The sequence below is a fragment of the Micromonospora sp. NPDC005413 genome (assembly GCF_040606435.1).
In the GTDB taxonomy this organism is placed as follows: domain Bacteria; phylum Actinomycetota; class Actinomycetes; order Mycobacteriales; family Micromonosporaceae; genus Micromonospora.
In genome coordinates this window covers 1-25,540 of sequence record NZ_JBEXEV010000003.1, presented here as the reverse complement: position 1 = coordinate 25,540, position 25,540 = coordinate 1, and the positions used below count along the sequence as shown (strand labels likewise).

Below are 25,540 nucleotides of genomic sequence, written 5' to 3'. Positions count from 1 at the left end.
CGGCTCCTTCAGCCCGCTCGGCGTTGGATCAGCGCCTCGATGCCGTCGAGGATCCGGTCCAGGCCGAAGGTGAACTCGTCGTCGGGGTCGTCGTTTTGGCTGAGCACCCCGGAGGTCAGCACCCGGTGCAGCGCCGGGAAGCGGTCCGGCTCGATCAACCGGGCCACCATCCGACCGTACGCCGGCATCATCTCACTCGGCGCGACGCCGGCCGCCCGGCTGCCCTCGGCGACCTGTGCCGTGAGGGTGGCCTCGTTGCGGATGTAGCCGGTGATCAACAGCAGCACCGACATCTTCTCGCTCTCGGCGAGCGTGGTGCCGTCGAGGCAGCGCAGCCCGTCCTCCATCCAGCCGAGCTGCTGCGGAGTGATGGGCGGGCCGCTGATCGGCACGTGCAGCAGCCAGGACCGGTGCCGCAGCACCTCGTGCTCGGCCCAGGCCCACCGGGTCAGGCCGGCGCGCCACTCGTGGTCCGGCGGGGGCGGGCCGGGTGACGGGCCGTACCCGGCGTCGACCATGAGCATCAGCAGCTCGTCCTTCGAGCCGACGTAGCGGTAGAGGGCCATGGTGGCGGCGCCCAACTCCTTGGCCACCCGGCTCATCGAGACGGCGGCCAGCCCGTCGGCATCGGCCACCCGGACGGCGGCGTCCACGATGGCGGGCACGCTCATCCCCGGTCGGGGGCCCTTGGGTGGCCGTTCCCGCAGCCCCCAGGCGCTCTCGATGGCCGGCGGGATCACTGGCCCGCTGTCGTCTGTCTTCGCCGCCACATTTTCCTCCTTGCTTCGTCATCCTATTTCTGCGTATGGTCTACGCATAACAGCGTACGACATACGCAGAGGGGAGCTCATCATGACGACGACGAGCACACCGGCACCGCGCGCGGGCCGGCGGGAGTGGATCGGATTCACGGTGCTGATGCTGCCGCTGCTCCTGGTCTCGATGGACGTGTCGGTGCTCTACTTCGCCGTCCCGTTCATCAGCGAGGAGTTGCGCCCCACCGGCGCCCAGCAGCTCTGGATCTTCGACATCTACGGCTTCGTGCTGGCCGGGCTGCTCATCACCATGGGCTCTCTGGGCGACCGGATCGGCCGACGTCGCCTCCTGCTGATCGGCGCCACCGCGTTCGGGGCGGCATCGCTGCTGGCCGCGTACGCCGACAGCGCCGCGACGCTGATCGCCGCGCGGGCCGCGCTCGGCGTCGGTGGGGCCACCCTGATGCCGTCCACGCTCGCCCTGGTGCGCAACATGTTCCACGATGCCAAGCAGCGCGGCACCGCGATCGGCATCTGGACCGCCACGCTCACCGGCGGCATCGCGATCGGCCCGGTGCTCAGCGGCATCCTGCTGGAGCACTTCTGGTGGGGCTCGATCTTCCTGATCAACATCCCGGCGATGCTGATGCTGCTCCTGCTCGCCCCGATCCTGGTGCCCGAGTTCCGCAACCCGGCGACCGGGCGGTTCGACCTGATCAGCGCAGCACTGTCGCTCGGCGCGCTGCTGCCGGTGATCTACGGCATCAAGGAGATGGCCCGCGACGGCCTCAGCCCGGTGCGGGTGCTCGCCATCGTCGCCGGCCTGCTGGTGGGGGCGCTGTTCCTGCACCGGCAGCGGACCCGGGCGTACCCGATGATCGATGTGGCGTTGTTCCGCCGTCGTGGCTTCGCCGGGTCGCTCGCGGTCAACCTGCTGGCGATGTTCGCCCTGGTCGGCTTCGCCATCTTCACCACCCAGCACCTCCAGTTGGTGCTCGGCCTGAGCCCGCTGCGGGCCGCACTGTGGAGCCTGGTGCCGTCGCTCGCGGTGGGTGGAATCGCGCCGGCCGCCGCCGCACTCGCCCAGCGCGTCGAACGGGCGTACCTGATCGGCGCGGGCTTCGGGATCGCCGTGCTCGGCTTCGCGGTCCTGACTCGGGTCACACCGGAGACGCCGCTGTGGCTGCTGCTCGTCGGCGCCAGCGTCTACGCGGGTGGCCTGGTGATGGTGATGTCACTCGTCACCGAGCTGGTCCTCGGCGCGGCGCCGCCCGAGCAGGCCGGTGTCGCGTCGGCGCTGACCGAGTCCAGCAGCGAGCTGGGTGGCGCGCTGGGGATGGCCATCCTCGGCAGCGTGGGCGCGGCGGTCTACCGCCGCGAGATCGTCGACGGCCTGCCGGCGGGGTTGCCCGCGGATGCCAGTGGCGAGGCGCGAGAGACCCTGGGGGGTGCGCTCGCGGTGGCGCAGGGGCTGCCGGCGGATCTGGCCGACGCGGTGCTGCACGCGGCGCGGGTCGCGTTCACCGACGGGTTGCACCTCGCCGCGATCGCCGCCATGGTGGCGATGCTGCTGGGCGCGGTGACCGCGCTGGTCGCGCTCCGCGGCGTCCGGCCGGCCGACCCCGCGGCGCTGGCCGCAGAGCCGACCGGTCCGGCCGGTCCGTCGTTGTCGTCGGTCAGTCGTTGAGCACGTGCGCGAGCCGGTCGCGGAAGCGCCGCTCGGAGTCGCTGACCGACTCGCCGCCGAGACCGAGCAGCCCGCCGCTGGAAGCGGCGCCCACCACCTGCTCGGCGATCTTCACCAGCCAGTGCTTGTACGCGCCGGCCGCACCCTCGTCGACCCGCGCGGCCAGCAGCGTGGCGGCCTCGGCGGCCCGCAGCAGCACGTCGTCGATCATCGCCCGCGGGTCGGCGGGCGCGATGACCGGCAACTCCTCGCCGGTCTCCGGATCGCCGACCCGGGTCACGATCTCGCCGGCCACGGCGACGACCAGCGGGCTGGCCGACTCCCGGCCTGCGGCGATGGTCTCCAACCCGGCCGCGTTCTCCGCCATGGTCCGGCGGGTGCCGTCGGACTCGGCGGCGCTCGCCGCGGTCAGCACCGACTGCGGCAGGCCGACCAGCAGCCCCCACTCCTCGTCGGAGAAACCGAAACCGGTGTACGCCGGCTGCTCGATCACGGCAACGCCCCTTCCACCCTGCTCTGTTTGGTCAATCGGTTGGCCCGGTGCCCGGGACAGGCTAGTCCAGGGTCAGCAGGCCCTGTTCGGACACCACGCGCACCGACAACGTCTTGTACCCGACCTCATCGAAGAGAACCGTCATCTTGTCCATCTCGTACCCGAGCACCATGCCGTGCCCCCACTCCGGGTGGCGCACCTGACTGTGCACCGGGAACGGCCCGACCGCCCCCTGGTCGGCGACGCTGGTGCCGGCGTGGCAGTTGTCGCAGTGCCCGCAGACCTGGGTCATCTGCTCGCCGAAGTACGCCAGCAAAGTCTGCCCCCGGCAGGCGCTGGTCTCGGCGAAGGCCCGCATCATGTCGGTGCGGGACCGGGTCACCGTCTGCTGGCGTTCCGCCTCGGCCAGTGCCGCCGCGGCGGCGTCCACCGGGTCGGGGGAGTAGCGCGGTGCGCTGATGCGCTGCCGGGCGCGCGGCTCGGCCGCCCCGACCTGCTCCAGCAGGGAGAGGTACTGGCCCAGCTTGCGTGGCCCGAGGCCGGTGGTCTCACGCAGCTCGGTCTTGGTGGCCGGCTTGCGGCGCAGCAGCGCGGCCAGGTCCCGCAGCTCGTCGGAGTTGGGCAGGCCGCCGCTGAAGAACCGTTGCAGGCCCACGTCCTCGGCCTGCCAGAGCAGCAGCACCCGGGCCGGTTGCCCGTCGCGCCCGGCCCGGCCGATCTCCTGGAAGTAACTGTCCGGCGAGTCGGGCAACGCCATGTGCACCACCCAGGCGATGTTGGGCTTGTCGATGCCCATCCCGAACGCCGAGGTGGCCACCATGATCGGCACCTGGTCGGCGAGGAACGCCTCGTGCAGCTCCGTGCGCGCGCCGGCGGCCATTCCGCCGTGGTAGAACTGCGCCGGAAAGTCGGCGTCGGTCAACCGGGCAGCCAGCTCCTCGGCGGCGCGGCGGGTCGGCACGTAGATGATGCCCGGCCGCTCCTCGTCGCGCAGCAGCGTCACCAGGCGCCGCCACCGGTAGTCCTCGGTGGGGCAGTGCGCCACCTCGAGGAACAGGTTGGACCGGTCCAGCCCGGAGACCACCACCTCCGGCTCGCGCAGCCGCAGTCGGGCGATGATGTCGTCGCGTACCGGCGGGGAGGCGGTGGCGGTCAGCGCCACCACCGGCGGCCGGCCGATGCCCTCGATGAGGTGCCCGAGCGCTAGGTAGTCGGGGCGGAAGTCGTGCCCCCAGGCCGAGATGCAGTGCGCCTCGTCGATCGCCACCAGCGCGGGCTTCAGCGCGGCGACCTCGGCCATCCGGTCGGGGTTGCTCAGCTGCTCCGGGGTGATGAACAGGAACTCCGCTCGACCCTCGCGGATCTCGGCGATCGCCTCGGCCTGCTGGGCGGCCGACTCGTTCGAGCTGATCCGCACCGCCCGCAGCTCCGGGCGCTGGCGCTCGTTGAGGGCCGCGATCTGGTCCTGCTGGAGAGCCAGCAGCGGGGAGATCACCACGGTGGGGCCGGGGATCAGACTGGCCGGGATCTGGTAGATGGCCGACTTGCCGGCGCCCGTGGGCAGCACGACCAGGGCGTCACGTCGCTTCATCACCGCGCGCATGGCGGCCAACTGGTTGGGCCGCAGTGCGGTCCAACCGAAGAGGCTCCGGGCCGCGCGGCGCAACGTCATCGAATGCGTGGACAGTTTCATCGAGGGCCGGAGGTACCCGAGCCCACGACCGTCGAAACACGTTCGGACGATCATGGGCTCGTCGGTGCGGGGCTCAGCGCAGGCGGGGCAGGACCTCGCGCTGGTAGAGATCGAAAAGGCCCTGGTAGTGCGGGCCGGTGTTGGCCACGTAGACCTCGTCGAAGCCGGCCTTGGCGTACTGGTCGATCATCTCCAGGTGCGCGTCGGCGCTGTTGCCGCAGACGAACGTCTCCTTCAGCATCTCCGGCTTGACCAGTTGGGCGGCCTGCTCGAAGTGGCGCGGTGAGGGGAGCACCTGGGACAGCTCACCCGGCACCCCCGCGTTGGGCCAGCGCTCGTACGCGATCCGCATGCCCTCGTCCTCGCTGTCCGCGTACGCCGCCTTGAAGCCGGCCTGGCACGGCTTGTCGCCGCCGCCGTTCTCGCGGAAGCGCCGGACCATCTCGCCGTCGGGCATGGTGCTCACGTAGCCGTCGCCGATCCGGGCGGCCAGGTCGATGGACTTCGGGCCGAAGCCGGAGACGTAGATCGGCGGGGGACTGTCGGGCAGCGTGTAGATCCGGGCGTGCTCGACGGTGTAGTGCTTGCCGTGGTGGTTGACGAAGTCGCCGCCCCACAGCGCGCGCAGCACCTCGACGGCCTCCTCCAGCATCTCCATCCGGACGTCGGTCTGCGGCCACGCGTCGCCGAAGATGTGCTCGTTGAGCGCCTCGCCGGTGCCGACGCCGAGCACGAACCGCTCGCCGTGCAGCACCGCGCTGGTCGCCGCCGCCTGGGCGATCACGGCCGGGTGGATCCGCAGGGTCGGGCAGGTCACCGCAGTGGTCACCGGCAGCGAACAGACCTGGCTGAGCGCGCCGATCATCGACCAGACGAACGGGCTCTGGCCCTGTGCGTCCACCCAGGGGTGGTAGTGGTCGGAGATCCACAGCGCCTCGAAGCCGGCCTGTTCGGCACCGCGCGCCTGCTCCAGCAGCTCGGCTGGCGTGAACTCCTCACTGGACAGAAAGTAACCGATCTTCATTGCTTCCCCTTCGGCACGCGGACCCGCTGATGGGAGAGCCGTACCCCGGCCGCCGTCGGCCACACCCGGCTCGCCGGGCCCCGATCGGCGGGTAGCGCTCAGCGCCGACCGAACATCGCCCGGATCGCGGCGAGCAGCAGCAGGGCGCCGACCACCAGGCCGAGCAGGCGTACGCCGGGGATGTCGGCCGGGCTCGTCGCGTCGGCCAGCAGGGCGGGGTTCATCCCCGCACTCTCCCGGGGACCGGGCCGCCGGGCAACTGTAAGGTTTATTGACTATTGAATCGCCCGGTGTGACCATGGCAGGACCGCCTGCCGGTGGCGGTGCGCCGAGGGCGCGTGAGAGATGGGTACGGGGGCCGCATGAGCGAGCGCAACCAGCGGGTCGACGGGGGCGCGCCGACGCCGGTGATCGACGCCGACCGCCACGAGGGGGCGGCGTGAGCGCGCCCACCGGGCACCTTCCGGCGCTCGCGTCCGCCGTCCTGCAACCCGGGTTCGTCGGCACCACCCCGCCACCGTGGGTGTGCCGCTGGCTCGGCGAGGGCCTCGGCTCAGTGGTGCTCTTCGCCCGCAACGTCGTCGACTCCGCACAGGTGGCGGCGCTCACCGCGACGCTGCGCGCCGAGCGGCCGGACGTCATCGTGGCGATCGACGAGGAAGCCGGCGACGTCACCCGGCTCGAGTCGGTCCACGGCAGCACCCGACCCGGCAACTTCGCCCTCGGCGCGGTCGACGACCCGGAGCTGACCGAGGCGGTCGCCCGGGACCTCGGCGTCGAGCTGGCCGCGGCGGGGGTCACCCTCAACTACGCCCCGGACGCCGACGTCAACTCCAACCCGGAGAATCCGGTGATCGGCGTCCGCTCGTTCGGTGCCGACCCGACGCTGGTCGCGCGGCACACCGCCGCCTGGGTCCGCGGGCTTCAGGCCGGCGGCGTGGCCGCCTGCGCGAAGCACTTCCCCGGGCACGGCGACACCCGCGTCGACTCGCACCACGACCTGCCTCGGATCACCGCCGACCGGGACCGGCTGGACGCCTGCGAGCTGGCCCCGTTCCGGGCCGCCGTGGCCGCCGGGGTGCAGGCGGTGATGACCGGCCACCTGCTGGTGCCCGCGCTCGACCCGCACCTGCCCGCGACGCTGAGTCAGCGCATCCTGGGCGGGTTGCTCCGCGACGAGATGGGCTTCTCCGGCGTGGTGGTGACCGACGCGGTGGAGATGCGCGCGGTCGCCGACCGGTACGGCTTCGCCGGGGCGACGGTCCGCGCCCTCGCCGCCGGGGCCGACGCGATCTGCATCGGCGGCGAACGGGCCGACGAGCAGGCGGCCCGCGAGCTGCGCGACGCCATCGTGGCGGCGGTCGTCTCCGGTGAGCTGCCCGAGGAACGTCTCGCCGAGGCGGCCAAGCGGGTCGGTCAACTCGCCGCGTGGACGGTGGCCGCCCGTACCACCGGGTTGGCCGGAGGGCGCGGTGCCGCCGACGTCGGCCTGGTCGCCGCCCGCCGGGCCGTCCGGGTCACCGCCGCCCAGACCGCGACGATCGCGCTGCCCCTGACCCACGCGGCGCACGTGGTCGAGTTCGAGCCGCTCCGCAACATCGCTATCGGTGCGGAGACCCCGTGGGGCGTCGGCGCGCCGCTGGGCGAGCTGTTGCCCGGCACGAGCACGGTCCGCTACGCGGAACGCGACGTGCCGGCTGACCCGGGCGCCGGGGCGGGCACCCGCCCACTGGTCCTGGTGGTCCGCGACCTGCACCGGCACGACTGGATGCGGTCCGCCGTGCAACGCGCGTTGGTCGCCCGGCCGGACGCGGTCGTGGTCGAGCTGGGCGTGCCCGAGCTGGTCACCGGGGCGGTGCACCTGGCCACCCACGGCGCCACCCGGGCCAGTGGGTGGGCCGCCGCCGAGGTGCTGACCGGCGCCCGCTGAGACGGTCTGCCGGCGCGCCCGCGCCAGCGCTGATCGATCGGTCCTACGGAAGGTCGGCGATCAGGTCGGCGTACTCGGGGTGCTTGTCGATGAACGCGGCCATGAAGGAGCACTGCGGCACCACCTTCGTGCCACGGGCGCGGACCTCGTCCAGAGTGCCCCGCATCAGCGTGCCGCCCACGCCCTTGCCCTGGAAGCCCCGGTCCACCTCGGTGTGGGTGAAGACCAGGACCTCCCCGCGCGGCACGTACGCGGTGAAGCCGGCCAGCGCGTCGTCGACCAGGATCTCGAAGCGGTGCTTCGCCGGGTTGTCCTCGACCAGGGTGCTCATTCGGCCATTCTCCCCGCGGCGTCGGTCACTGCGTCCAGTTCGGTGAGCAACCGGTCGACCTCGTCGGCCGTGTTGTAGTGGTAGATGCTGGCCCGCACCGCGCCGCCGCTGTCGCGCAGACCCATCATCTGGAAGTACTCGTAGGCGTAGTAGTCGCCGACGGAGAGGCAGAACCCGGCGGCGCCCAACGCCTCCTGGGTGGCCGCTGGTGACATTCCGGCGACCCGGAACGAGACCGTCGGGCAGCGCCGGGCCGGCGAGCCGTAGACGGTGATCGCCGGCCGCTCCACCAGCCCGGCGAGCAGCCGGTCCAGCAGTGCCTCCTCATGTGCCTGGGCGGCGGCCAGCCCGGCCCGCAGCCGCGCCCGCCGGTCCCCGACCGCGTCCGGGTCCAGCCCGGCCAGGTGATCCACCGCGGCGGTCACGCCGGCCAGCAGCGGGAAGCTCGGGGTGCCGTACTCGAACCGGTCCGGCACCGCGTCGGAGGACGGCACCAGCTTCGCCGGGCGCAGCGCCGCCCACCGGGCCGGGTCGGCCACCATCGCCGCCAGGTGCGGCCCGGACCACTTGTACGCGCTGGTGACCAGCACGTCGGCGCCGAGCGACGTCAGCTCGGTCGGGCCGTGCGGGACCGAGTGCACCCCGTCGACGTAGACCAGCGCGCCGACCGCGTGCGCGATCTTGGCGATCGTCGGCACGTCCGGCATGGTGCCGATGGCGTTGCTGCCGGCCGTCACGGCGACCAGTTTGGTCCGCTCACCGACCAGGTCGGCGTACTGCCCGGCGGGCAGCTCGCCGGTGTGCCGGTCGACCTCGGCCCAGCGCACGGTCGCGCCGGCCGCCTCGGCGGCCTGCACCCACGGGCGCACGTTCGCGTCGTGGTCGAGCCGGGAGACCACCACCTCGTCGCCCGGTCGCCAGCTCGCGCCGAGCGTGCGGGCCAGGGTGTACGTCAGCGCGGTGGCACTCGGGCCGAGCACCACCCCGGCCGGGTCGGCGCCGAGCAGGTCGGCCACCGCCGAGCGGGCCTCGGCCACCAGCTCCAACGACCGGCGACCCGGTACGAAGGCGGCGCTGCGGTTGCCGACCGCCGCCCCCATGGCGTCGGTGACCGCGTCGATCACGCCAGCTGCGGTCTGGGTGCCCCCGGCCCCGTCGAAGTGGACGAAGCCCTCGGTCAGGGCGGGGTAGGCGGCCCGGGTGCGGGCGATCTCGAACGGCATGTCCCGGACCCTAGCCGGTGCTCCTCGCGCCCTGGTCGGCCGCCGGGTGATCACCGTTCGCCGCGGGCCTCGCGGGCGTCTCGTACCCTTGGCAGGGTGACGAAACGACCCGCCACCATGTCATTGCCCCCCATTCGCCGCACCGCCGGCCTTTTCGCCGGTCTGGCGCTCGGCCTCGCCGTGCTCGCCGGTTGCAGTTCCCAGGGCGCCTCCACAGACTGTGGTCTGGACGCCTGCACGGTCACCTTCGAGCGGGGTGTCGACGCGCGGACCACCATCCTGGGCGTCGAGGCCAAGCTGGTCGGCGCGGAGGGTGACCAGGTGACCGTCGAGGTCGCCGGCGAGCAGCTCACCCTCACCACCGGGCAGCAGGCCGCCGAGGCCGGGGGCTTCGCGGTCACCCTGGACAGCGTCACCGACCAGCAGGTCAAGATTCGCGTGGCGCGCAACCCGGGCAGCTGACCCGGACGGGCGGCGGTGGCCGACGTTTGGGAATCTTCAGAAACGGAGATTGTGGCGCCATGTCACTCACCCGTAGCGCCGAAGCCACCGCCTCCCGAACGGCGGACAGCCGGTGGCTGGAACTCCTCGCCCGGGCCGGCTTCATCGGCTACGGCATCGTCCACCTCCTCTTCGCCTGGTTGGCGTTGCAGATCGCGTTCGGCACGTCGTCCGACGACGGCGACCAGTCCGGCGCGCTGCGTACCCTCTCCGAACAGCCCCTGGGTAAGTTCCTGGTCATCGCCATCGCGGTCGGCCTGCTCGCGATGGCGATCTGGCAGGCGCTGGAGGCGGCGGTCGGGCACCGCGCCGAGCGGGGCAAAGAGCGGATCATGGAACGGGTCGCCTCGGCCGGCCGCACCGTCGTCTACCTCTACTTCGCCTGGACCGCCTTGAAGGTCTTCCGGGACGTCGGGTCGAACAGCGCCGACCAGCAGGAGGCGCTGACCGGGAAGCTGATGACCTCCAGCGGCGGTCGCTGGCTGGTCGGCCTGGCCGGGCTGGTGCTCGCCGCGATCGGTGTCGGCCTGGTCATCTACGGCATCCTGAAGAAGTTCGAGAAGCACCTGAAGACCGGTGAGATGAGCCCGAAGACCCGCCAGTTGGCCCGCCGCCTCGGCATGGCCGGCTACGTCGCCAAGGGCATCGCGTACGGCATCGCCGGTCTGCTGGTCATCGTGGCGGCGGTGAACTATGACCCGGAGAAGGCCCGTGGTCTGGACGCCGCGCTGCACACCCTGCGCGAGCAGTCGTACGGCACGTTCCTGCTGACCCTGGTCGCCCTGGGCATCGCCGCCTTCGGCCTCTACTGCTTCCTCCAGTCCCGGTACCGCAAGGTCTGAGCTGGTCGATTCCGAGGATGTCGGGCACTCTTGGGCTTTTGCCCGAAGTGCCCGACGCTTCGTCGAAGGGAAGCACCGAAGCCGTGCAGAGTTATCTCGAAACGGCCGTCGCCGCGCTCGTCGCGGCGGCGGTCGCCCTGTTCCTGGTCGAGGTCGTCCACCGGCTGACCCGGCGGTTCGGCCGCCGGTCGCAGCTGTTGACCGAGCTGACCGACCACGCGCACCGCCCGTTCCAGGTCGCGGGCACGGTCCTTGCCGTGCAGTTCGCCGTCCGCCTCAGCACCGGGTACGCGGTGGGCGAGAGCTGGCGGCAGCTGCTGCTGCACCTGCTCGTCCTCGGCGTCATCGCCAGCACCGCCTGGCTGGTCGCCTCTCTGCTGGTCGTGGTGGAGGACACCGCGCTGGCCCGGTTCCGGGTCGACGTGCCCGACAACCGGCATGCCCGGCGGGTACGGACCCAGGTGGTGATGCTGCGCCGGCTGACCATCGCGATGATCGTCATCCTGACCGTCGGCGTGATGCTGATGACGTTCCCGAGCGTGCGCGGCATCGGCGCCGGTGTGCTGACCTCGGCCGGTGTGGTCGGTGTGGTGGCCGCCCTCGCAGCGCAGAGCCTGCTCGGCAATGTCTTCGCCGGCATTCAGCTCGCCTTCAGCGATGCCGTCCGGCTCGACGACGTGGTTGTCGTCGAGGGGGAGTGGGGTCGGATCGAGGAGCTGACCCTCAGCTACGTCGTCGTGCAGATCTGGGACGACCGGCGGTTGATCCTGCCTACCTCGTACTTCACCAGCAAGCCGTTCCAGAACTGGACCCGGACCGAGGCGGCGGTGCTCGGCACCGCCGAGATCGACGTGGACTGGGCGGTGCCGGTGCAGACCATGCGTGAGGAACTGCGCCGCCTGGTCGAGGGCACCGAGCTGTGGGACGGCCGGGTCTGCGTCCTGCAGGTCACCGACGCCACCGGCGGAATGGTGCGGATGCGCGCGCTGGTCAGCGCCGCCGACGCGGGCAGCCTGTGGGACCTGCGCTGCCTCGTCCGCGAGCACCTGGTGGCCTGGATCCGGGACAACCGCCCGACCGCGATGCCCCGGATGCGCACCGAGCTGGGTGACTCCGGCAGCAACCTGCCCTGGCAGTGGGTTCAGCCGAGGCGGCCGGCCCGCCGCGCGACCGACACCGAGGCGCCCGACGACGCGCGCGTCTTCGGCGGCAGTGATGACGGCGACGCCCGCAGCGAAGCCTTCGTAGGCCCCGAAGAAACCCGCCCGTAAACCCACCCCCCTATTCGCGTGATCATGAAGTTGGCGGCGGCCGGAACGGCGTGTCGCACCGCTAACTTCATGATCGACGAGGGCGTGCGGTGGGGGTTGGGGTTTGGTGGGAGGTTTGGTCGGGCTTGGGTGGGGGATCTGCTGCCGGACGTCTCTGGCGCGATCGAGTGGGCCAGCGTCGGATTGGCGGCGCGGCGACCGGACAACGGGGACGGTGAGCTGCTCGGCGCGCTTTAGGATTGACGGGCGGCGACTCCGGGCATACAGCGCGGTGATGAGGAAAGGAGGACAGCATGGCTGACGTGGCGAACGCCCGCACACCCCGCAATGGGAGCGAGCCCTCCACCGCCGAGTTGGTGCAACGGGCCACCGAGCAGGTCTCCCGCCTCGTGCGGGACGAACTGGCGCTGGCCCGGGCGGAGTTGACCCAGAAGGGCAAGCACGCAGGCATCGGGATCGGCCTGTTCGGCGGCGGCGGCGCACTGGCGTTCTTCGGCCTGGGCGCGTTGGTCGCCACGGCGATCCTGCTGCTCGACCTGGTGTTGCCCGCCTGGGCCGCCGCGCTGATCGTGGCGGTGGCCTGCTTCCTGGTGGCCGGCGTCCTCGCCCTGGTGGGCAAGAAGCAGGTCAGTCGGGCGGTTCCGCCGGTGCCGGCGGCCACGGTCCGCAGCCTCCGGGCCGACATGGACACCGTCACCGCCGCGGTGAAGGACAGGGGGCGGCAATGACGGGCAACGGGACCGGCGACACCGAGGCGCTCCGCGAGGAGATCCGTCGCACCCGGGTCGAGTTGGGCGAGACGATGGAGGCGCTGGCCGCCAAGGCCGACGTCAAGGCGCGCCTCAAGGAGTCCGCCGGGCAGGCGAAGGAGCGGATGCGCGAGCAGGCGGCGCAGACCGTCGCACGGGTCCGTGAGCAGGCCGTGCGTGGCGCCGGGATGGCGCGGGCGCAGGCATACGAAAAGGGCGAGTTGGTGCGTGCGCAGGCGCACGACAAGGGCGAGTTGGTGCGACACAACCCGGTGCCATGGGCGGCCATCGCCGCCGGTGCGGTGGCCACCGTGGTGGTGTTGATGATCGTGCGGGGGAGGCGTAGGTGAGCAAGAGCATCGGCAGGGTCGCGTACCGGCCGGTCGGCGTGTTGTTGGGTATCGCCGCAGGCACGGTGGCTGGCGCGATCTTCCGGCAGGTCTGGAAGGTCACCGCGGGCGACGGTGAGGCGCCCAACGCGATCGACGAGGATCGCGGCTGGGGCGAGATCCTGGCCGCCGCGGCGTTGCAGGGGGCCATCTTCGCGGTCGTCCGGGCTGCCGTGGACCGTGGTGGCGCGGTCAGCGTCCGCCGGATGACCGGCAGCTGGCCGGACTGACCACAGCGACTTCAGCCCCCTTTCCGCATCGATGGGAAGGGGGCTTTCGCATGGCATCGGACGCCGCCCAGCGGATCTCAGGCATCCGTCAGGTCACATGTCGGAGAAATTCGTTCCAGAGGTCGTGACAGACTTTTTGCGTACGTGATTTGCTGTTCCACGCTGTTGCGAGATGGCGTGGGTTGAGAGAAGTCTCCTTCGTGGGGCCGCCTCAGGCACCGCTGCTCGAAAACGGCCAATCGGCCGCACGGCGTGCACGGCCACGAGTTTTAGAAGGAGATTCGCATGGCGCAGGGAACCGTGAAGTGGTTCAACGCTGACAAGGGCTTCGGCTTCATCACCGTCGATGGCGGGGGTGCTGACGTGTTCGTCCACTTCTCGGCCATCCAGTCCAGCGGCTACCGTTCGCTGGAGGAGAACCAGCGGGTGGAGTTCGAGATCGCTCAGGGTCAGAAGGGCCCGCAGGCTGAGCAGGTCCGTCCCATCTGAGCACTATGGCCGGCCCCCGCCGGTCAGTGGGACGATCCGGCCAGGGGGTCGTTGTGTAGCCCCGTATCCCTCCCGGGATGCGGGGCTTTCCACGTGTCGGGCCGGTTCGGGCTCCGCAGTCGAGCGCCTGCTCAGTGTCGGCGGCGCGAGCGCAGGCCGAGCCAGAGCACCACCAGCCCGGCCAGTGCCACGAGCGGGCCGACCACCGCCCAGATCTTCTCGTCGGTCATGACGCTGCCGCTGACGTAGCCGAGGCCCTGCACCGTCCACACCGCACCGATCACGACCGCCAGCAGGCCGAGGGTGAGCGGAAGCCAGCCCCTCATCGCGTCCCCTCTCCGCCGCCCGGGGCGGCACGCCGCCCTCCAGCATTACCGGTCGGGCGACGCGACGCGAGCACCCCGGGCGCGCGGGTCACCACCGGTCGTGCACCTGCGGGCGGATCAGCTCGTCGTAGATCTCGCGTACGCCGGCCAACTGGCCGTCGGTGAGCGGCGACAGGTCGGCCGCGGCGGCGTTGCGCCGGGCCTGGTCAGCGTCACGGGCGCCGGGGATGACGACGGTGACGCCCGCCTGGTCCAGCACCCAGCGCAGTGCGAACTGCGCCATCGTGCGGTCGGCGTCGACCAGCGGCGCCAGCCGACGTACGGCGGCCAGGCCCCGCTCGAAGTCGACCCCGGAGAACGTCTCCCCGACGTCGAAGGCCGCACCCTGCCGGTTGTAGTTGCGGTGGTCGTCGGCGGGGAACTCGGTGTGCTCGTCGTACCGGCCGGAGAGCAGGCCACTGGCCAGCGGCACCCGGGCGATGATGCCGACCCCGGCTGCCGCGGCGGCCGGCAGGACACGCTCCAGCGGCTTGTGGCGGACCGCGTTGAGGATGATCTGGACGCTCGCCACCCCCGGTCGGGCAATCGCGGTGAGGGCATGGTCGCAGGTCTCGACGCTGACGCCGTACCCGGCGATGGCCTTCTCGGCGACGAGGGTGTCCAGGCCGTCGAAGACCTCGTCGGAGGAGAAGACGGCGGTGGGCGGGCAGTGCAGCTGGACCAGGTCCAGCGTGTCCATTCCCAGGTTGGCCCGGGACCGGTCGGTCCACTGCCGGAAGTTGGCCAGGGTGTACGCCTCCGGCCGCTGCTCGACGCGGCGGCCCATCTTGGTGGCGACGGTCAGCCCGGCGTCGGGTCGGGAGCGCAGGAAGCGGCCGATCAGCTGCTCGCTGCGGCCGTCGCCGTACACGTCGGCGGTGTCGAGGAAGGTGACCCCGGCGTCCACGGCGGCGGCGAGCACGGCCATCGCGTCGTCCTCGCTGACGGTGCCCCAGTCCGCGCCGAGCTGCCAGGCGCCGAGGCCGACCATCCCGACGGTCCGGCCGAGCCGGTTGAAGCTGCGCTGTTCCATGCCCTGAGCCTAGTGATCGGCTTGCCGGGGTGCCACGCGAACCGTACCTTGAAACATAACGGGCGTACTGTTTGGAGGCGACGATGTGGGATCCGACGACCTATCTGCGCTACGGCGACGAACGATCCCGGCCGTTCCACGACCTGGTCGCGCGGATTCCGGCCGAGCGGCCCCGGACGGTGATCGACCTCGGCTGCGGCCCCGGCCAGCTCACCGCCACCCTCGCCGAGCGCTGGCCGACGAGCCGCGTGCTCGGCCTGGACTCCTCGCCCGAGATGATCGACCGGGCCGCCGCCCTCGACGCTCCCGTCGACTTCGCCGTCGCCGACCTGCGCGACTGGCGTCCGGTCGGCGACGAGGACGTGGTGGTCACCAACGCGGCGCTGCAGTGGGTGCCCGGCCACCAGGAGCTGCTGCGCCGCTGGGCCGCCGAGCTGCCCGCCGGAGCGTGGCTCGCCATGCAGGTCCCCGGCAACTTTGCCGCCGCATCGCATCGCGCCCTGCGCCAGGTCGCTGACCTACCGACCTGGCGGGCCGAGGTCGCCCCGCTGCTGCGTGCCGACCCGGTCGACGACCCGGCCGACTACGCGGCGCTGCTGACCGCCGCAGGCTGCGCGGTGGACGCCTGGGAGACTACCTACGTGCACCTGCTGCCCGCCCGGCCCGCCGCCGACCACCCGGTGCTGGCCTGGATGGAGGGCACCGCGCTGCGCCCGGTCCGGGCCGCGCTGGACACCGCCGGCTGGTCCGCCTTCCGGGCCGAGCTGGGGGTACGGCTCACCGCCGCTTACCCGGTCCGGCAGGGTCAGGTGTACTTCCCGTTCCGCCGCGTCTTCGTCGTCGCCCGCACCGGCGACCATGTCCAGGAGAACTCGTGACCGACCTGCCCACCTTCATCGCCGGCCTGCCCAAGGCAGAGCTGCACGTGCACCACGTCGGCTCCGCCTCGCCCCGGATCGTTGCCGAGCTGGCCGCCCGCCACGAGGGACGCACTCCCGTGCCGGCCGACCCCGAGGCGCTCGCCAACTACTTCGAGTTCCACGACTTCGCACACTTCATCGAGGTCTACCTGAGCGTCGTGGACCTCATCCGCGACCCGGAGGACGTCTGGATCCTCACCCACGAGGTGGCCCGGGAGCTGGCCCGCCAGCAGGTCCGGTACGCGGAGCTGACCATCACCCCGTACTCGCACGTGCGGCGGGGCATCCCCGCGCCGGCGTTCTGCGAGGCGATCGAGGACGCCCGCAAGCGCGCCATGGCCGACTTCGGCATCGAACTGCGCTGGTGCTTCGACATCCCCGGCGAGGCGGGGCTGCCCGCGGCCGAGGAGACGCTGCGCATCGCGTTGGAGGAGCGCCCGGACGGGCTGATCAGCTTCGGTCTGGGTGGCCCGGAGATCGGCGTACCCCGGCCGCAGTTCCGGCCCTACTTCGATCAGGCCCGCGCCGCCGGGCTGCACTCGGTGCCGCACGCCGGGGAGACCACGGGCCCGCAGACCATCTGGGACGCGCTGAACGAGCTGGGCGCCGAGCGGATCGGGCACGGCATCTCCGCCGCACAGGACCCGGAGCTGCTCGCGTACCTGGCTGAGCGGCAGATCGGGATGGAGATCTGCCCGACGTCCAACGTACGGACCCGGGCGGTGGCCACCCTCGACGAGCACCCGCTGCCCCAACTGGTCGAGGCCGGGCTGCTGGTCACCATCAACTCCGACGACCCGCCGATGTTCGGCACGACCCTCAACGACGAGTACGCGGTGGCGGCCCGGCTGCTCGGGATGGGCCCCGAGGGTCTGGCCGGGCTGGCCCGCAACGCGGTGACCGCGTCCTTCCTCGACGCCGCCGGCAAGCAGCGGATCACCGCCGAGATCGACGCGTACCTCGCCACCGCCGCCAGCTGAGCGGATCAACCGCAGAACGCGGCTGAGCGGGTCGGCCGCAGAACGCGGCTGAGCGGATCGGGGAGCAGGGCGCGCGGCGGGAGCGTGGGTGTGGGGGGACCTGATACTCCCGCCGCGCGCGCGGCTCCACCGGCCGTGGGTGCGTGGTGCGCTTGGCCGGTGGAACTGGTGGGTTCGTGCTGTGATCCTGTCAGCCCACGGCCGGTCCACCACTGTCGTTAAGCCCGATCTAAGGAAGACTTGCGCCGGCGCACAGCCCCGGCCGGCCCGGTCAGTCGTCGGTGGGGCGCTGGCGGGGCCAGCGACGTGCGCTGGCCTTCGTGTCCCGGGCGTCGCGTGCCATCCGGCCGACCAGACCGAAGCGGCTGACCTGTCGGGGCGTCGCCTCCGGGTCGGCGAGCAGCATCACCACGCTGGCACCGCCCAGCCGGGCGCGGTCGATGCTCACCGAGCCGTTGGCCTGCAACGCCACCCGCTTGGCAATGTCCAGGCCGAGCCCGGTCGAGCCCTGGTCACTGGTTCCCCGGCGCAGCGCCCGGTCCGGGTTGGCGATGCCGGGGCCGGCGTCGTCGATCCGGATCGCCACGTAACCGTCCCGCCGGGACACGGCCACCTCGAACGCGGTGCCCTGCGGTGTGTACCGGAAGACGTTGCCGATCACCGCGTCCAGCGCGGCAGCCAACTCGGCCCGCGGCACCGGCGCGGGGATGCGCAACTGAGCGCCGTTCACCCGGTGCGGCCGGTTCTGGTCGCCGGCCAGCGCCGCCCAGAACACCATCCGGTCCCGGACCACCTCGCTGACGTCGCACATCGCCGGCCCGGCCTCGTGCGCCACCGCCTTGCGGGTGGTCTTGATCAGCACGTCGATCTCACCCTCCAGGGTGACGATCGCCTGCCGGATACGCCGGATGCCGCGGAGCCGGTCCAGCTCCGCAGGGCTGAACGAACCCACGCTGGTGTCGTCGGACTCCAACGCCTCCGCGTCCAGCCGCAGCACGGTCAACGGGGTACGCAGACGATGCGACAGGTCGGCCACCAGCTCACGCTCATCGGTGCGAGCTGCGTCCAGCCGATCGGCCATCCGGTTGAAGGCGTACCCGGCCTCGGCGAGCTCGCGCGGACCCGTCGGCTCGATGCGTACGCCCACGTCGCCGTCGCCGATCGAGAGCGCGGCCTTGACCAGACCACGGGTCGAGTCCACCGCGCGGGCGGCGACCCGGTCGACCACCAGCACCGCCGCGCCGGCCATCGCCGCACCGACCGCGAACAGCAGCAACCAGGTGCCGCCGGCACCCTCGCCCAACGCCGAATCCGGGAGGAACACCTCGACCACTGCCGTCCGGTCGCCGAGGACGACCGGGTCGAGCCGGACCACCCCGCCGTCGACGTCGACGACCAACGACCGCCGGTCGGCGCGCGCCCGATCCAGGTCGCTGCCGCTGGCCCGACCAGCTGACTCGTCCAGACCCAGCCCGTGCACCACCGGCCGGGTCGGTGCGCCCTCGGCGCTGGCCACCACGGCACGCTCGACGACCGCCGGGTCGGTGCTCACCGCCAGCGCGCCGGTCACCAGCGCGCTGCGCCGGGCCGCGTCGGCGATCGCCTCGTCGCGGCTCTGCTCACGCAGGCTCAGCCCGAGAGGGATCAGGAACGCGAGCGCGACGAGACTGCACATGCCGGCCGTGAGCAGGGCCAGCGCCGTTCTCAGTCCGGTGCCACCAGCCGGAACCCGACCCCCCGCACGGTGCGCAGGTAGCGCGGCTTCGCCGCGGACTCGCCCATCTTTCTGCGGAGCCAGTACAGGTGAACGTCGATGGTCTGATCCTCGCCGACCGATGGCTGCCGCCATACCTCCTCCAAGAGTTCCCGGCGGGACACTACCCGCCCGGGTCGTGCGGCGAGATACGCCAGCAGGTCGAATTCCTTGCGGGTCAGCGCCAGCGGCTCCCCGTCGAGTTGGGCGCTGCGCTCGCCCACGTCCACCCGCAGCCCGCCGACGCTGTGCACCGCGGGCTGCACCGTCCGGCTGGCCCGGCCAGCCCGGCGCAGCACGGTGGTGATCCGCGCGTCCAGGTGCGCCCCGGTGAACGGCTTGACCATGTAGTCGTCGGCGCCAGCGCGCAGCAGCTTGACCACCGACTGCTCGTCATCGCGCGCGGTGGCGATGATGATCGGGACGTCGGTGATGCCGCGCAGCATCCGCAGCGCGTCCGAGCCGTCCAGGTCGGGCAGGCCGAGGTCCAGCACCACCAGATCGGGTGTCTCCGCGGCGACCCGACGCAGGGCGTCCAACGCCGTACCCACGGCGTGCACGGCGTGCCCCCGGTCAGTGAGGGACCGCAGCATCGCGCCGCGTACGACGTGATCGTCTTCGACCAGGAGCACGGAGGCCACGACAAGACCGTACTTGGCCTGGCAAGTTGATCGCGTTGCGACGTGCCTGGCAAGCGGGCAAGCTGGTACGACGATGTCGTTCATCCTGTTCGCCGATGCCCGCCTGGCGCTCGCCCGGGACAGCCTCGCCGGTCTCTCCACCGGCGACGCGCTCGGCGCGCAGTACTTCCTGCCGGGGTCAGCGCCCGCAGATCTCGCGACGGGCGCACTGCCGCCGGCGCCCTGGGATCTCGCGACGGGCGCACTGCCGCCGGCGCCCCCGGACCTCGCTGCGGGCGCACTGCCGCCGGCGCCCTGGGAATGGACCGACGACACCGAGATGGCCTGCTCGGTCCTCGCCGAGCTGGCCGACTCCGGAGGCATCGACCGGGACCGGCTGGCCCTGGCCTTCGCCGAGCGGTGCGCCCCGCGCCGGGGCTACGGCGCTGGCGCGATGCTGATCCTGCGGCTGATCCGCACCGGCACCCCGTGGCCGGTGGCCGCCGCGTCCGCCTTCGACGGCCAGGGCTCCTGCGGCAACGGCGCCGCGATGCGCGTCGGCCCGCTGGGCGCGTACTTCGCGGACTCGACCGCCCGTGCCGCGGCGCAGGCCCGGGCCTCGGCCGAGGTGACCCACGCGCACCCGGAGGGGATCGCCGGCGCTGTCGCGGTGGCTGTTGCCGCCGCGCTGGCCGCCCGGGCCCGCCTCGACGGACACCGGCCGTCCCCGGAGCGGCTGCTCGGCGGGATCGCCGCCGCGCTCGACCCGGGCACCGAGGTATACCGACGCATCAGCCGGGCGGCCGGGCTGCTCGGCCGGCCACTGGCCCGGGTGGTGGCGGCGCTCGGCAACGGCTCCCGGGTGACCGCCCAGGACACCGTCGGGTTCACCCTCTGGGTGGCCGCCACCCACCTCGACGACTATCCGGCGGCGATCCAGGTCTGCGTGCAGGCCGGTGGGGACGTGGACACCACCTCCGCCATCGTCGGCGCGGTGGTGGCCGCGTACACCGGCGTCGGCACGCCCGGCGGGGTGCCCGAGCCGTGGCTGGCCGCCCGCGAGCCGCTACCCACCTGGGCACCCTAACCATGATCGACACCAGATCGGCGATCTAGCGGTGTCCCGGGCGGGGAATGCCGCAATGTCGGCGATCTGGAGTTGATGATGGGTGCTCTGGTGCCGTTCAGCCGGTGCGCACCGCGTTTCGGACGGACGCCGGCTCCGCATCGGCCGGTGCCGGGGCGTCAGACGCCGCTGGCGCCGGTTCCGCCCTCGTGGAAACGGCTGACGTCGGGTTGGCCGGTGTCGGGTTGGCCGGCGTCAGGTCGTGCGAGGTCGGGTTGGCCGGCGTCGGGTCGTTCGGCCCCGGGTCGTTCGGGTTCGGGTCGGCTGGCGTCGCCGCCTCGTCCGCGCCGCCGATCACCTCGGCGAGCGCCGCGTCCTCGGCCGGGTCGCGTCGGCGCCACCGGCTGACCAACCAGCCGATCGCCGCGCCGCCGCCCAGCCCGGCCAGCAGGCCGGCGGCCAGCATCCCGTCGGCGCTGCCTGACTCCTCGCCAGCGTCGCCCGCACCATTCGCCGGCTCCGCGGCGACGCCGGCGTCGGGGTTGGTCCCCGCGTCGGCCGCGGTGCCGTGGCCCCCGTGCCCGGCGGGGCCAGCCGCGCCCGCCGCCGCCGGCAGCAGGGTCAGCACCGGGGCCCGGTGCGCACCGGTGGCGTCCGCCCAACGGATCACCGTGTCGTCGGCGTACGTCTGGACGACCTCGAAGGTGAGCCGCTCCACCTGGGGCATCGGCCCCATGGACAGCGCCAGCCGGGTCGGCCCAGGTTCGCTCTCGCCGACCCGGACCCAGGTCACCGCGGTGGTCACCGTGCTCACCCCGGTGGAGTGGATGCCGGCCACCGGCTTGTCCAGGGTGCGCGAGCTGATCCGGGGAGCCCAGCCGTTCACCGACATCGGGTAGACCTCCGCCACCGGGGCGTCGGCCGGCAACCGGACCTCGATCTGGCGGGTCTTCGTGCCGGCCCGCTCCTCCGGCACGGTGAACTCCAGGCGTACCGCGTCGCCCTGCCGGGCCTCGGTCGGGGTGGTCGTCACGTCCGCCGCCTGCGCCGTGCCGGGCCATCCGAGCAGAAGCCCGGCGGCGGTCAGCGCGGTCACCGCCCCGATCCGCCGCCGGCGCCCACCGCCGTGCGTGCTCGCCATCTCGTGCCCCCATCGTGTCGACGCGACCGGCACCGGTTCCGGCCACACCTCCTAGTTCGGCTGTGAGCGCCAAAAGGTTCAACGCCGGCGGTCAGGAAGTGCCCTGCTTGCCGCCGGCGTTAGGAAGGTGCCCTTCCTTGGCCTGGGTGGGTGGACCGATAGCATCGGCAGGAGCCGAGGATCGGCACCGTTTCGTACTGCTTGGAGGAGTCACCGTGTCCGCACCCCGTACCCCCGCCGTGGCCGACCCCGTCGTCGTCGCCGCCGGGACCACGGCGGCCGACGCGGTGGCCGCGGCCGGACTGCCCGCGAACGGCCCCAAGGCGATCGTGGTGGTCCGCGACCCGGAGGGTCAGCTGCGTGACCTGGACTGGGCGCCGGCCGAGGAGACCGTCGTCGAGCCGATCACCCTGGACTCGCCCGACGGGCTCAACGTGCTGCGCCACTCCACCGCGCACGTGCTGGCCCAGGCCGTGCAGGACATCTTCCCCGAGGCCAAGCTGGGCATCGGCCCGCCGATCGAGAACGGCTTCTACTACGACTTCGACGTCGACAAGCCGTTCCAGCCCGACGACCTCAGCAAGCTCGAGAAGCGCATGCAGGAGATCATCAAATCCGGGCAGCGGTTCCGCCGCCGCCGCTTCGGCAGCCTGGACGAGGCGCGCTCCGAGCTGGCCGACGAGCCGTTCAAGCTGGAGTTGATCGAGGTCAAGGGCGAGGGCCTGGACACCGACGAGGTGATGGAGGTCGGCGGCGGCGAGCTGACGATCTACGACAACCTCGACGCCAAGGAGGGCAAGGTCTGCTGGTCGGACCTGTGCCGGGGCCCGCACCTGCCCACCACCCGGCTGATCGGCGCGTTCAAGCTGATGCGCTCGGCCGCCGCATACTGGCGAGGCTCGGAGAAGAACCCGCAACTACAGCGGGTGTACGGCACCGCGTGGCCGACCCGCGACGAGCTCAAGGCGTACCTGAAGCTGTTGGAGGAGGCCGCCCGGCGCGACCACCGCAAGCTCGGCGCGGACCTGGACCTGTTCAGCTTCCCCGACGAGATCGGCTCCGGCCTGGCGGTCTTCCACCCCAAGGGCGGCATCATCCGCCGGGAGATGGAGAACTACTCCCGCCAGCGGCACGAGGAGGCGGGGTACGAGTTCGTCAACACCCCGCACATCAGCAAGGCGCAGCTGTTCCAGACGTCCGGTCACCTGCCCTACTACGCGGACACGATGTTCCCGCCCATGCAGCTGGAGGGCGCGGACTACTACCTCAAGGCCATGAACTGCCCGATGCACAACCTGATCTTCAGGTCGCGCGGGCGGTCGTACCGGGAGCTGCCGCTGCGGATGTTCGAGTTCGGCACGGTCTACCGGTACGAGAAGTCCGGCGTGGTGCACGGCCTGACCCGGGTTCGTGGCCTGACCCAGGACGACTCGCACATCTACTGCACTCGGGAGCAGATGGCCGGAGAGCTGTCCACGCTGCTCAGCTTCGTGCTGGACCTGCTGCGCGACTACGGTCTGGACGACTTCTACCTGGAGCTGTCGACCCGGGACGACTCGCCCAAGTTCATCGGCGCCGACGAGGACTGGGCGGAGGCGACCGAGGCGCTGCGGACCGCCGCCGCGACCTCCGGCCTGGACCTGGTGCCCGACCCGGGCGGCGCGGCGTTCTACGGGCCGAAGATCTCCGTGCAGGCCCGCGACGCGATCGGCCGGACGTGGCAGATGTCCACCATCCAGGTCGACTTCAACCAGCCGGAGCGGTTCGGGCTGGAGTACCAGGCCGCCGACGGCAGCCGGCAGCGGCCCGTGATGATCCACCGGGCGCTGTTCGGCTCGATCGAGCGGTTCTTCGGGGTGCTCACCGAGCACTACGCGGGCGCGTTCCCGGCGTGGCTGGCGCCGGTGCAGGTGGTGGGCATCCCGATCCGCGAGGACCACACCGACTACCTGCACGGTTTCGTCGCGGCACTGCGCGCCGAGGGGATCCGGGCCCAGGTGGACGCGGGTGACGACCGGATGCAGAAGAAGATCCGTACGGCTCAGCAGCAGAAGATCCCGTTCATGGTGATCGCCGGTGACGACGACGTGGCGGCGGGCACGGTCTCCTTCCGCTACCGCGACGGTTCCCAGCGCAACGGGGTCCCGATCGCCGAGGCGGTGACCCACGTCCTCGACGTGGTGTCCTCCCGCACCAACATCGGCCCGTCCGCCGCCGCCGAGTAACCAGCCGCGGCCGGGCGTCGCGGCGGCGTCGCGGCCGTGTGTTGCGTTGCGGCCGATCGTTGCGTGCGGCCGCGCGTCTCGTCGCGGCCCCTACGAAGATCGCGCTCGATCCAGGATGTAGTGGCCTCCCCAGCACGGGGAGGCCACTACATCCATGTTCGAGCGCGATCTCTGCCGCTGCGGCGACCGGTAGCCGCGGCCCGCTCGTAGCGCGCCGTGGTCGGACGGGTCGCTGTGGTCGGACGGGTCGCCGTGGCCGTACGGCGCGCTGCGGCCGTACGGGTCGGGCGTCAGACGCCGCAGTTCGGCGCTGACCAGCCGCCGACCGCCGCGACGTGGGTGTGGTCGTTGTGGTCCGGGTAGCCGGGGCCGAGGATCTGCCCGAAGCCGTGGTAGCGGGCCTGCTGGGCAAGCCGGCAGAACGACGGAGACCCCACCAGGTCCACCCCGTCGCCGTACAGGTGCCGACTGTTCGACGCTCCGCCGACCGCGCTGTTGCAGGCGTAGCTGCGGAAGCTGCTGCTGATCGCGATGTTCACGTCGCCGAGGGCGTGCCGCATGGCCTGGAGCTTCCACATCGACACGAGCGCGTTGAACCGGGCGGTGCTCGCCGCGACCGCGCCGCCGGACCAGGTGCTGTTGCACTTGTTCAGCTCGGCGTAGCTGAAGTTGACGGGCGTGCAGTCGTCGTCCTGGAGGGCGTAGAGCCGGTTGAAGGTCTGCGGGCCGGCGACGCCGTCCGCGGACAGCCCGTACGCCTGCTGGAAGCGGATCACCGCGGACCGGGTGGCCGGGCCGTACGCGCCGTCGATGGTCAGCACGGCGGCGTAGCCGGGGTAGCCGGCGACCCGGATCTGGAGTTGCCGGACGTCCTCGCCGGACATCCCCTGGGACAGGGCGCGACCCCAGGTGTAGCAACCGTCCGCCTGTGCCGCGCCGGCGGTGAGGGTGACGCCGGTCACTGTGGTGGCGGCGGTCAGCGCGAGCGCCGCGAGGATTCTGCCGAGCCGTCGGATCATGTAACTCTCCATCAATCAATGGAAGTACGTGGATGCATGGGATTTTCAGGTTCAGGCATTGATCCGTCAAGAACTTGCAGCGAAGAGTTTTCCCCGGCGGTCGGTGTCGCGGCCCGCCTGCGCGGCTCCGTAGGATCGGCTCGTGACAGGGGCGGAACGGCACACGGACATCGGCGGCCTGGCGGACGGCCTGGAGCGGCTCTGGACGCCGCACCGGATGACCTACATCTCCGGCGAGGACCGCCCGGCCGAGGGCTACGAGAAGCCGACCGGTTGCCCCTTCTGCCGAGCACCCAAGCTGCCGCCGGAGGAGAGCCTGGTGGTGGCCCGGGGCGAGCACGTCTTCGTGGTGCTCAACCTCTACCCGTACAACCCGGGGCACCTGCTGGTCTGCCCGTACCGACACGTCGCCGACTACACCGACCTGGACGTGCCGGAGACCACGGAGCTGGCGTCGTACACCCAGACCGCGATGCGGGTGATCCGCAAGGTGAGCAACGCGCACGGCTTCAACCTGGGCATGAACCAGGGCGGGGTCGCCGGTGCCGGCATCGCCGCGCACCTGCACCAGCACGTGGTGCCGCGCTGGGGCGGCGACGCGAACTTCATGCCGGTGATCGGCCGCACCAAGGTTCTGCCGCAGTTGCTGCACGACACCCGCGACCTGTTCGCCCGCGCCTGGCCGTCCTGACCGCCGCCGGTCCGCGCCGGTCCGGCTAAGGCGTGTTTCGTAAGTCAGGCTGGCGGGGTCGAGGTCACGGCGTGGCGGTGATCGACAACTGAAGAGGTCTCCGGTATCTGGTTCTGCGAC

Annotated in this window: 27 protein-coding genes; 14 read left to right on the top strand and 13 right to left on the bottom strand. The window is 72.0% G+C overall.

Annotated features, from left to right (window positions below):
- Positions 1-8: 8 nt before the first annotated feature.
- Entirely contained in the window at positions 9-770 is a 762-nt protein-coding gene (locus ABZS37_RS05955) for a TetR/AcrR family transcriptional regulator (RefSeq protein WP_355165968.1), read from the bottom strand.
- An 82-nt stretch (positions 771-852) separates the two neighbouring features.
- Here ABZS37_RS05955 and ABZS37_RS05950 point away from each other — a divergent pair, with 82 nt between their 5' ends.
- Entirely contained in the window at positions 853-2,442 is a 1,590-nt protein-coding gene (locus tag ABZS37_RS05950; protein WP_355165966.1) for an MFS transporter, read from the top strand.
- Here ABZS37_RS05950 and ABZS37_RS05945 read toward each other — a convergent pair.
- The 4 genes from ABZS37_RS05945 to ABZS37_RS05930 form a co-directional block, all read right to left on the bottom strand.
- Positions 2,432-2,935 carry a hypothetical protein gene (locus tag ABZS37_RS05945; protein WP_355165964.1) on the bottom strand — a complete coding sequence of 168 codons (504 nt, stop codon included), beginning with the start codon at positions 2,933-2,935 and terminating at the stop codon, positions 2,432-2,434. The genes ABZS37_RS05950 and ABZS37_RS05945 overlap by 11 nt on opposite strands.
- A 61-nt stretch (positions 2,936-2,996) precedes the next feature.
- The gene (locus tag ABZS37_RS05940; RefSeq protein ID WP_355165962.1) at positions 2,997-4,628 is read right to left on the bottom strand and encodes a RecQ family ATP-dependent DNA helicase; all 1,632 of its coding nucleotides are present in this window, start codon (positions 4,626-4,628) and stop codon (positions 2,997-2,999) included.
- A gap of 73 nt (positions 4,629-4,701) precedes the next feature.
- Positions 4,702-5,652, bottom strand: coding sequence for a TIGR03557 family F420-dependent LLM class oxidoreductase (locus ABZS37_RS05935; protein WP_355165960.1), 951 nt, complete (start codon positions 5,650-5,652; stop codon positions 4,702-4,704).
- A 98-nt stretch (positions 5,653-5,750) separates the two neighbouring features.
- A complete protein-coding gene (locus ABZS37_RS05930) occupies positions 5,751-5,876 on the bottom strand; it encodes a hypothetical protein (protein WP_354993796.1) in 126 nt (41 codons plus the stop codon).
- A 215-nt stretch (positions 5,877-6,091) separates the two neighbouring features.
- On the opposite strand from ABZS37_RS05930, the gene ABZS37_RS05925 reads away from it, so the two are divergent.
- A complete protein-coding gene (locus ABZS37_RS05925; RefSeq protein ID WP_355165958.1) occupies positions 6,092-7,582 on the top strand; it encodes a glycoside hydrolase family 3 N-terminal domain-containing protein in 1,491 nt (496 codons plus the stop codon).
- A 43-nt stretch (positions 7,583-7,625) separates the two neighbouring features.
- Here the strand turns inward: ABZS37_RS05925 and ABZS37_RS05920 are convergent, their stop codons facing one another.
- Complete coding sequence (locus ABZS37_RS05920; protein ID WP_355165956.1) at positions 7,626-7,913, bottom strand: GNAT family N-acetyltransferase; 288 nt, start codon at positions 7,911-7,913, stop codon at positions 7,626-7,628.
- On the bottom strand, positions 7,910-9,136 hold the full coding sequence (locus ABZS37_RS05915; protein ID WP_355165954.1) for a cysteine desulfurase-like protein: 1,227 nt from the start codon (positions 9,134-9,136) through the stop codon (positions 7,910-7,912). The genes ABZS37_RS05920 and ABZS37_RS05915 overlap by 4 nt, the downstream gene beginning before the upstream one ends.
- A 117-nt stretch (positions 9,137-9,253) precedes the next feature.
- Between ABZS37_RS05915 and ABZS37_RS05910 the strand changes: the two genes are divergently transcribed.
- From ABZS37_RS05910 to ABZS37_RS05880, 7 genes are all read left to right on the top strand, one after another.
- Positions 9,254-9,598 (top strand): hypothetical protein, encoded by a 345-nt coding sequence (locus ABZS37_RS05910; RefSeq protein WP_355166502.1) that lies wholly within the window; start codon positions 9,254-9,256, stop codon positions 9,596-9,598.
- A 59-nt stretch (positions 9,599-9,657) separates the two neighbouring features.
- A complete protein-coding gene (locus tag ABZS37_RS05905) occupies positions 9,658-10,479 on the top strand; it encodes a DUF1206 domain-containing protein (protein ID WP_355165952.1) in 822 nt (273 codons plus the stop codon).
- Positions 10,480-10,562: 83 nt separating this feature from the next.
- Positions 10,563-11,750, top strand: coding sequence for a mechanosensitive ion channel domain-containing protein (locus ABZS37_RS05900; RefSeq protein ID WP_355165950.1), 1,188 nt, complete (start codon positions 10,563-10,565; stop codon positions 11,748-11,750).
- A gap of 293 nt (positions 11,751-12,043) precedes the next feature.
- Entirely contained in the window at positions 12,044-12,478 is a 435-nt protein-coding gene (locus tag ABZS37_RS05895) for a phage holin family protein (protein WP_354993790.1), read from the top strand.
- The gene (locus ABZS37_RS05890; protein WP_354993789.1) at positions 12,475-12,849 is read left to right on the top strand and encodes a DUF3618 domain-containing protein; all 375 of its coding nucleotides are present in this window, start codon (positions 12,475-12,477) and stop codon (positions 12,847-12,849) included. The genes ABZS37_RS05895 and ABZS37_RS05890 overlap by 4 nt, the downstream gene beginning before the upstream one ends.
- Positions 12,846-13,118, top strand: coding sequence for a DUF4235 domain-containing protein (locus ABZS37_RS05885; protein ID WP_355165948.1), 273 nt, complete (start codon positions 12,846-12,848; stop codon positions 13,116-13,118). The genes ABZS37_RS05890 and ABZS37_RS05885 overlap by 4 nt, the downstream gene beginning before the upstream one ends.
- A 285-nt stretch (positions 13,119-13,403) precedes the next feature.
- Positions 13,404-13,607 (top strand): cold-shock protein, encoded by a 204-nt coding sequence (locus ABZS37_RS05880; RefSeq protein ID WP_088962828.1) that lies wholly within the window; start codon positions 13,404-13,406, stop codon positions 13,605-13,607.
- Positions 13,608-13,738: 131 nt separating this feature from the next.
- On the opposite strand, the gene ABZS37_RS05875 is transcribed toward ABZS37_RS05880, so the two are convergent.
- Positions 13,739-13,933, bottom strand: a complete 195-nt coding sequence (locus ABZS37_RS05875; protein ID WP_355165946.1) for a hypothetical protein — start codon at positions 13,931-13,933, stop codon at positions 13,739-13,741.
- A gap of 88 nt (positions 13,934-14,021) precedes the next feature.
- The gene (locus ABZS37_RS05870; RefSeq protein ID WP_355165944.1) at positions 14,022-15,005 is read right to left on the bottom strand and encodes an aldo/keto reductase; all 984 of its coding nucleotides are present in this window, start codon (positions 15,003-15,005) and stop codon (positions 14,022-14,024) included.
- 83 nt (positions 15,006-15,088) lie between these two features.
- On the opposite strand from ABZS37_RS05870, the gene ABZS37_RS05865 reads away from it, so the two are divergent.
- Positions 15,089-15,883 carry a trans-aconitate 2-methyltransferase gene (locus tag ABZS37_RS05865; protein WP_355165942.1) on the top strand — a complete coding sequence of 265 codons (795 nt, stop codon included), beginning with the start codon at positions 15,089-15,091 and terminating at the stop codon, positions 15,881-15,883.
- Positions 15,880-16,905, top strand: a complete 1,026-nt coding sequence (locus ABZS37_RS05860; RefSeq protein ID WP_355165940.1) for an adenosine deaminase — start codon at positions 15,880-15,882, stop codon at positions 16,903-16,905. Before ABZS37_RS05865 ends, ABZS37_RS05860 begins: the two co-directional genes overlap by 4 nt.
- Positions 16,906-17,176: 271 nt before the next feature.
- On the opposite strand, the gene ABZS37_RS05855 is transcribed toward ABZS37_RS05860, so the two are convergent.
- Positions 17,177-18,580 carry a HAMP domain-containing sensor histidine kinase gene (locus ABZS37_RS05855; protein WP_354993783.1) on the bottom strand — a complete coding sequence of 468 codons (1,404 nt, stop codon included), beginning with the start codon at positions 18,578-18,580 and terminating at the stop codon, positions 17,177-17,179.
- A gap of 29 nt (positions 18,581-18,609) precedes the next feature.
- Positions 18,610-19,299: a response regulator transcription factor gene (locus tag ABZS37_RS05850; RefSeq protein WP_030489108.1), complete on the bottom strand. Its 690-nt coding sequence runs from the start codon at positions 19,297-19,299 to the stop codon at positions 18,610-18,612.
- A gap of 73 nt (positions 19,300-19,372) precedes the next feature.
- On the opposite strand from ABZS37_RS05850, the gene ABZS37_RS05845 reads away from it, so the two are divergent.
- Complete coding sequence (locus tag ABZS37_RS05845) at positions 19,373-20,365, top strand: ADP-ribosylglycohydrolase family protein (RefSeq protein WP_355165938.1); 993 nt, start codon at positions 19,373-19,375, stop codon at positions 20,363-20,365.
- Positions 20,366-20,462: 97 nt separating this feature from the next.
- Here ABZS37_RS05845 and ABZS37_RS05840 read toward each other — a convergent pair whose 3' ends face one another.
- Positions 20,463-21,485 carry a DUF1775 domain-containing protein gene (locus tag ABZS37_RS05840; RefSeq protein ID WP_355165936.1) on the bottom strand — a complete coding sequence of 341 codons (1,023 nt, stop codon included), beginning with the start codon at positions 21,483-21,485 and terminating at the stop codon, positions 20,463-20,465.
- Positions 21,486-21,700: 215 nt separating this feature from the next.
- Here ABZS37_RS05840 and thrS point away from each other — a divergent pair, with 215 nt between their 5' ends.
- Complete coding sequence (thrS, locus tag ABZS37_RS05835) at positions 21,701-23,710, top strand: threonine--tRNA ligase (RefSeq protein WP_355165934.1); 2,010 nt, start codon at positions 21,701-21,703, stop codon at positions 23,708-23,710.
- Between the two features lie 290 nt (positions 23,711-24,000).
- Here the strand turns inward: thrS and ABZS37_RS05830 are convergent, their stop codons facing one another.
- A complete protein-coding gene (locus tag ABZS37_RS05830; protein WP_355165932.1) occupies positions 24,001-24,741 on the bottom strand; it encodes a D-Ala-D-Ala carboxypeptidase family metallohydrolase in 741 nt (246 codons plus the stop codon).
- Between the two features lie 130 nt (positions 24,742-24,871).
- Between ABZS37_RS05830 and ABZS37_RS05825 the strand changes: the two genes are divergently transcribed.
- Positions 24,872-25,420 (top strand): HIT domain-containing protein, encoded by a 549-nt coding sequence (locus ABZS37_RS05825; protein WP_355165930.1) that lies wholly within the window; start codon positions 24,872-24,874, stop codon positions 25,418-25,420.
- Positions 25,421-25,540 lie beyond the last annotated feature (120 nt).

What these genes read in the sequence shown, in the direction of transcription:
- ABZS37_RS05910 (WP_355166502.1), top strand. Translation starts at nt 9,254, where the DNA reads ATGTCATTGCCCCCCATTCGCCGCACCGCCGGCCTTTTCGCCGGTCTG.
- ABZS37_RS05845 (WP_355165938.1), top strand. Translation starts at nt 19,373, where the DNA reads ATGTCGTTCATCCTGTTCGCCGATGCCCGCCTGGCGCTCGCCCGGGAC.
- ABZS37_RS05855 (WP_354993783.1), bottom strand. Translation starts at nt 18,580, where the DNA reads ATGTGCAGTCTCGTCGCGCTCGCGTTCCTGATCCCTCTCGGGCTGAGC.
- ABZS37_RS05920 (WP_355165956.1), bottom strand. Translation starts at nt 7,913, where the DNA reads ATGAGCACCCTGGTCGAGGACAACCCGGCGAAGCACCGCTTCGAGATC.
- ABZS37_RS05950 (WP_355165966.1), top strand. Translation starts at nt 853, where the DNA reads ATGACGACGACGAGCACACCGGCACCGCGCGCGGGCCGGCGGGAGTGG.
- ABZS37_RS05875 (WP_355165946.1), bottom strand. Translation starts at nt 13,933, where the DNA reads ATGAGGGGCTGGCTTCCGCTCACCCTCGGCCTGCTGGCGGTCGTGATC.
- ABZS37_RS05830 (WP_355165932.1), bottom strand. Translation starts at nt 24,741, where the DNA reads ATGGAGAGTTACATGATCCGACGGCTCGGCAGAATCCTCGCGGCGCTC.
- ABZS37_RS05880 (WP_088962828.1), top strand. Translation starts at nt 13,404, where the DNA reads ATGGCGCAGGGAACCGTGAAGTGGTTCAACGCTGACAAGGGCTTCGGC.
- ABZS37_RS05890 (WP_354993789.1), top strand. Translation starts at nt 12,475, where the DNA reads ATGACGGGCAACGGGACCGGCGACACCGAGGCGCTCCGCGAGGAGATC.
- ABZS37_RS05840 (WP_355165936.1), bottom strand. Translation starts at nt 21,485, where the DNA reads ATGGCGAGCACGCACGGCGGTGGGCGCCGGCGGCGGATCGGGGCGGTG.
- ABZS37_RS05895 (WP_354993790.1), top strand. Translation starts at nt 12,044, where the DNA reads ATGGCTGACGTGGCGAACGCCCGCACACCCCGCAATGGGAGCGAGCCC.
- ABZS37_RS05870 (WP_355165944.1), bottom strand. Translation starts at nt 15,005, where the DNA reads ATGGAACAGCGCAGCTTCAACCGGCTCGGCCGGACCGTCGGGATGGTC.
- ABZS37_RS05940 (WP_355165962.1), bottom strand. Translation starts at nt 4,628, where the DNA reads ATGAAACTGTCCACGCATTCGATGACGTTGCGCCGCGCGGCCCGGAGC.
- ABZS37_RS05915 (WP_355165954.1), bottom strand. Translation starts at nt 9,136, where the DNA reads ATGCCGTTCGAGATCGCCCGCACCCGGGCCGCCTACCCCGCCCTGACC.
- ABZS37_RS05905 (WP_355165952.1), top strand. Translation starts at nt 9,658, where the DNA reads ATGTCACTCACCCGTAGCGCCGAAGCCACCGCCTCCCGAACGGCGGAC.
- ABZS37_RS05935 (WP_355165960.1), bottom strand. Translation starts at nt 5,652, where the DNA reads ATGAAGATCGGTTACTTTCTGTCCAGTGAGGAGTTCACGCCAGCCGAG.
- ABZS37_RS05930 (WP_354993796.1), bottom strand. Translation starts at nt 5,876, where the DNA reads ATGAACCCCGCCCTGCTGGCCGACGCGACGAGCCCGGCCGACATCCCC.
- ABZS37_RS05865 (WP_355165942.1), top strand. Translation starts at nt 15,089, where the DNA reads ATGTGGGATCCGACGACCTATCTGCGCTACGGCGACGAACGATCCCGG.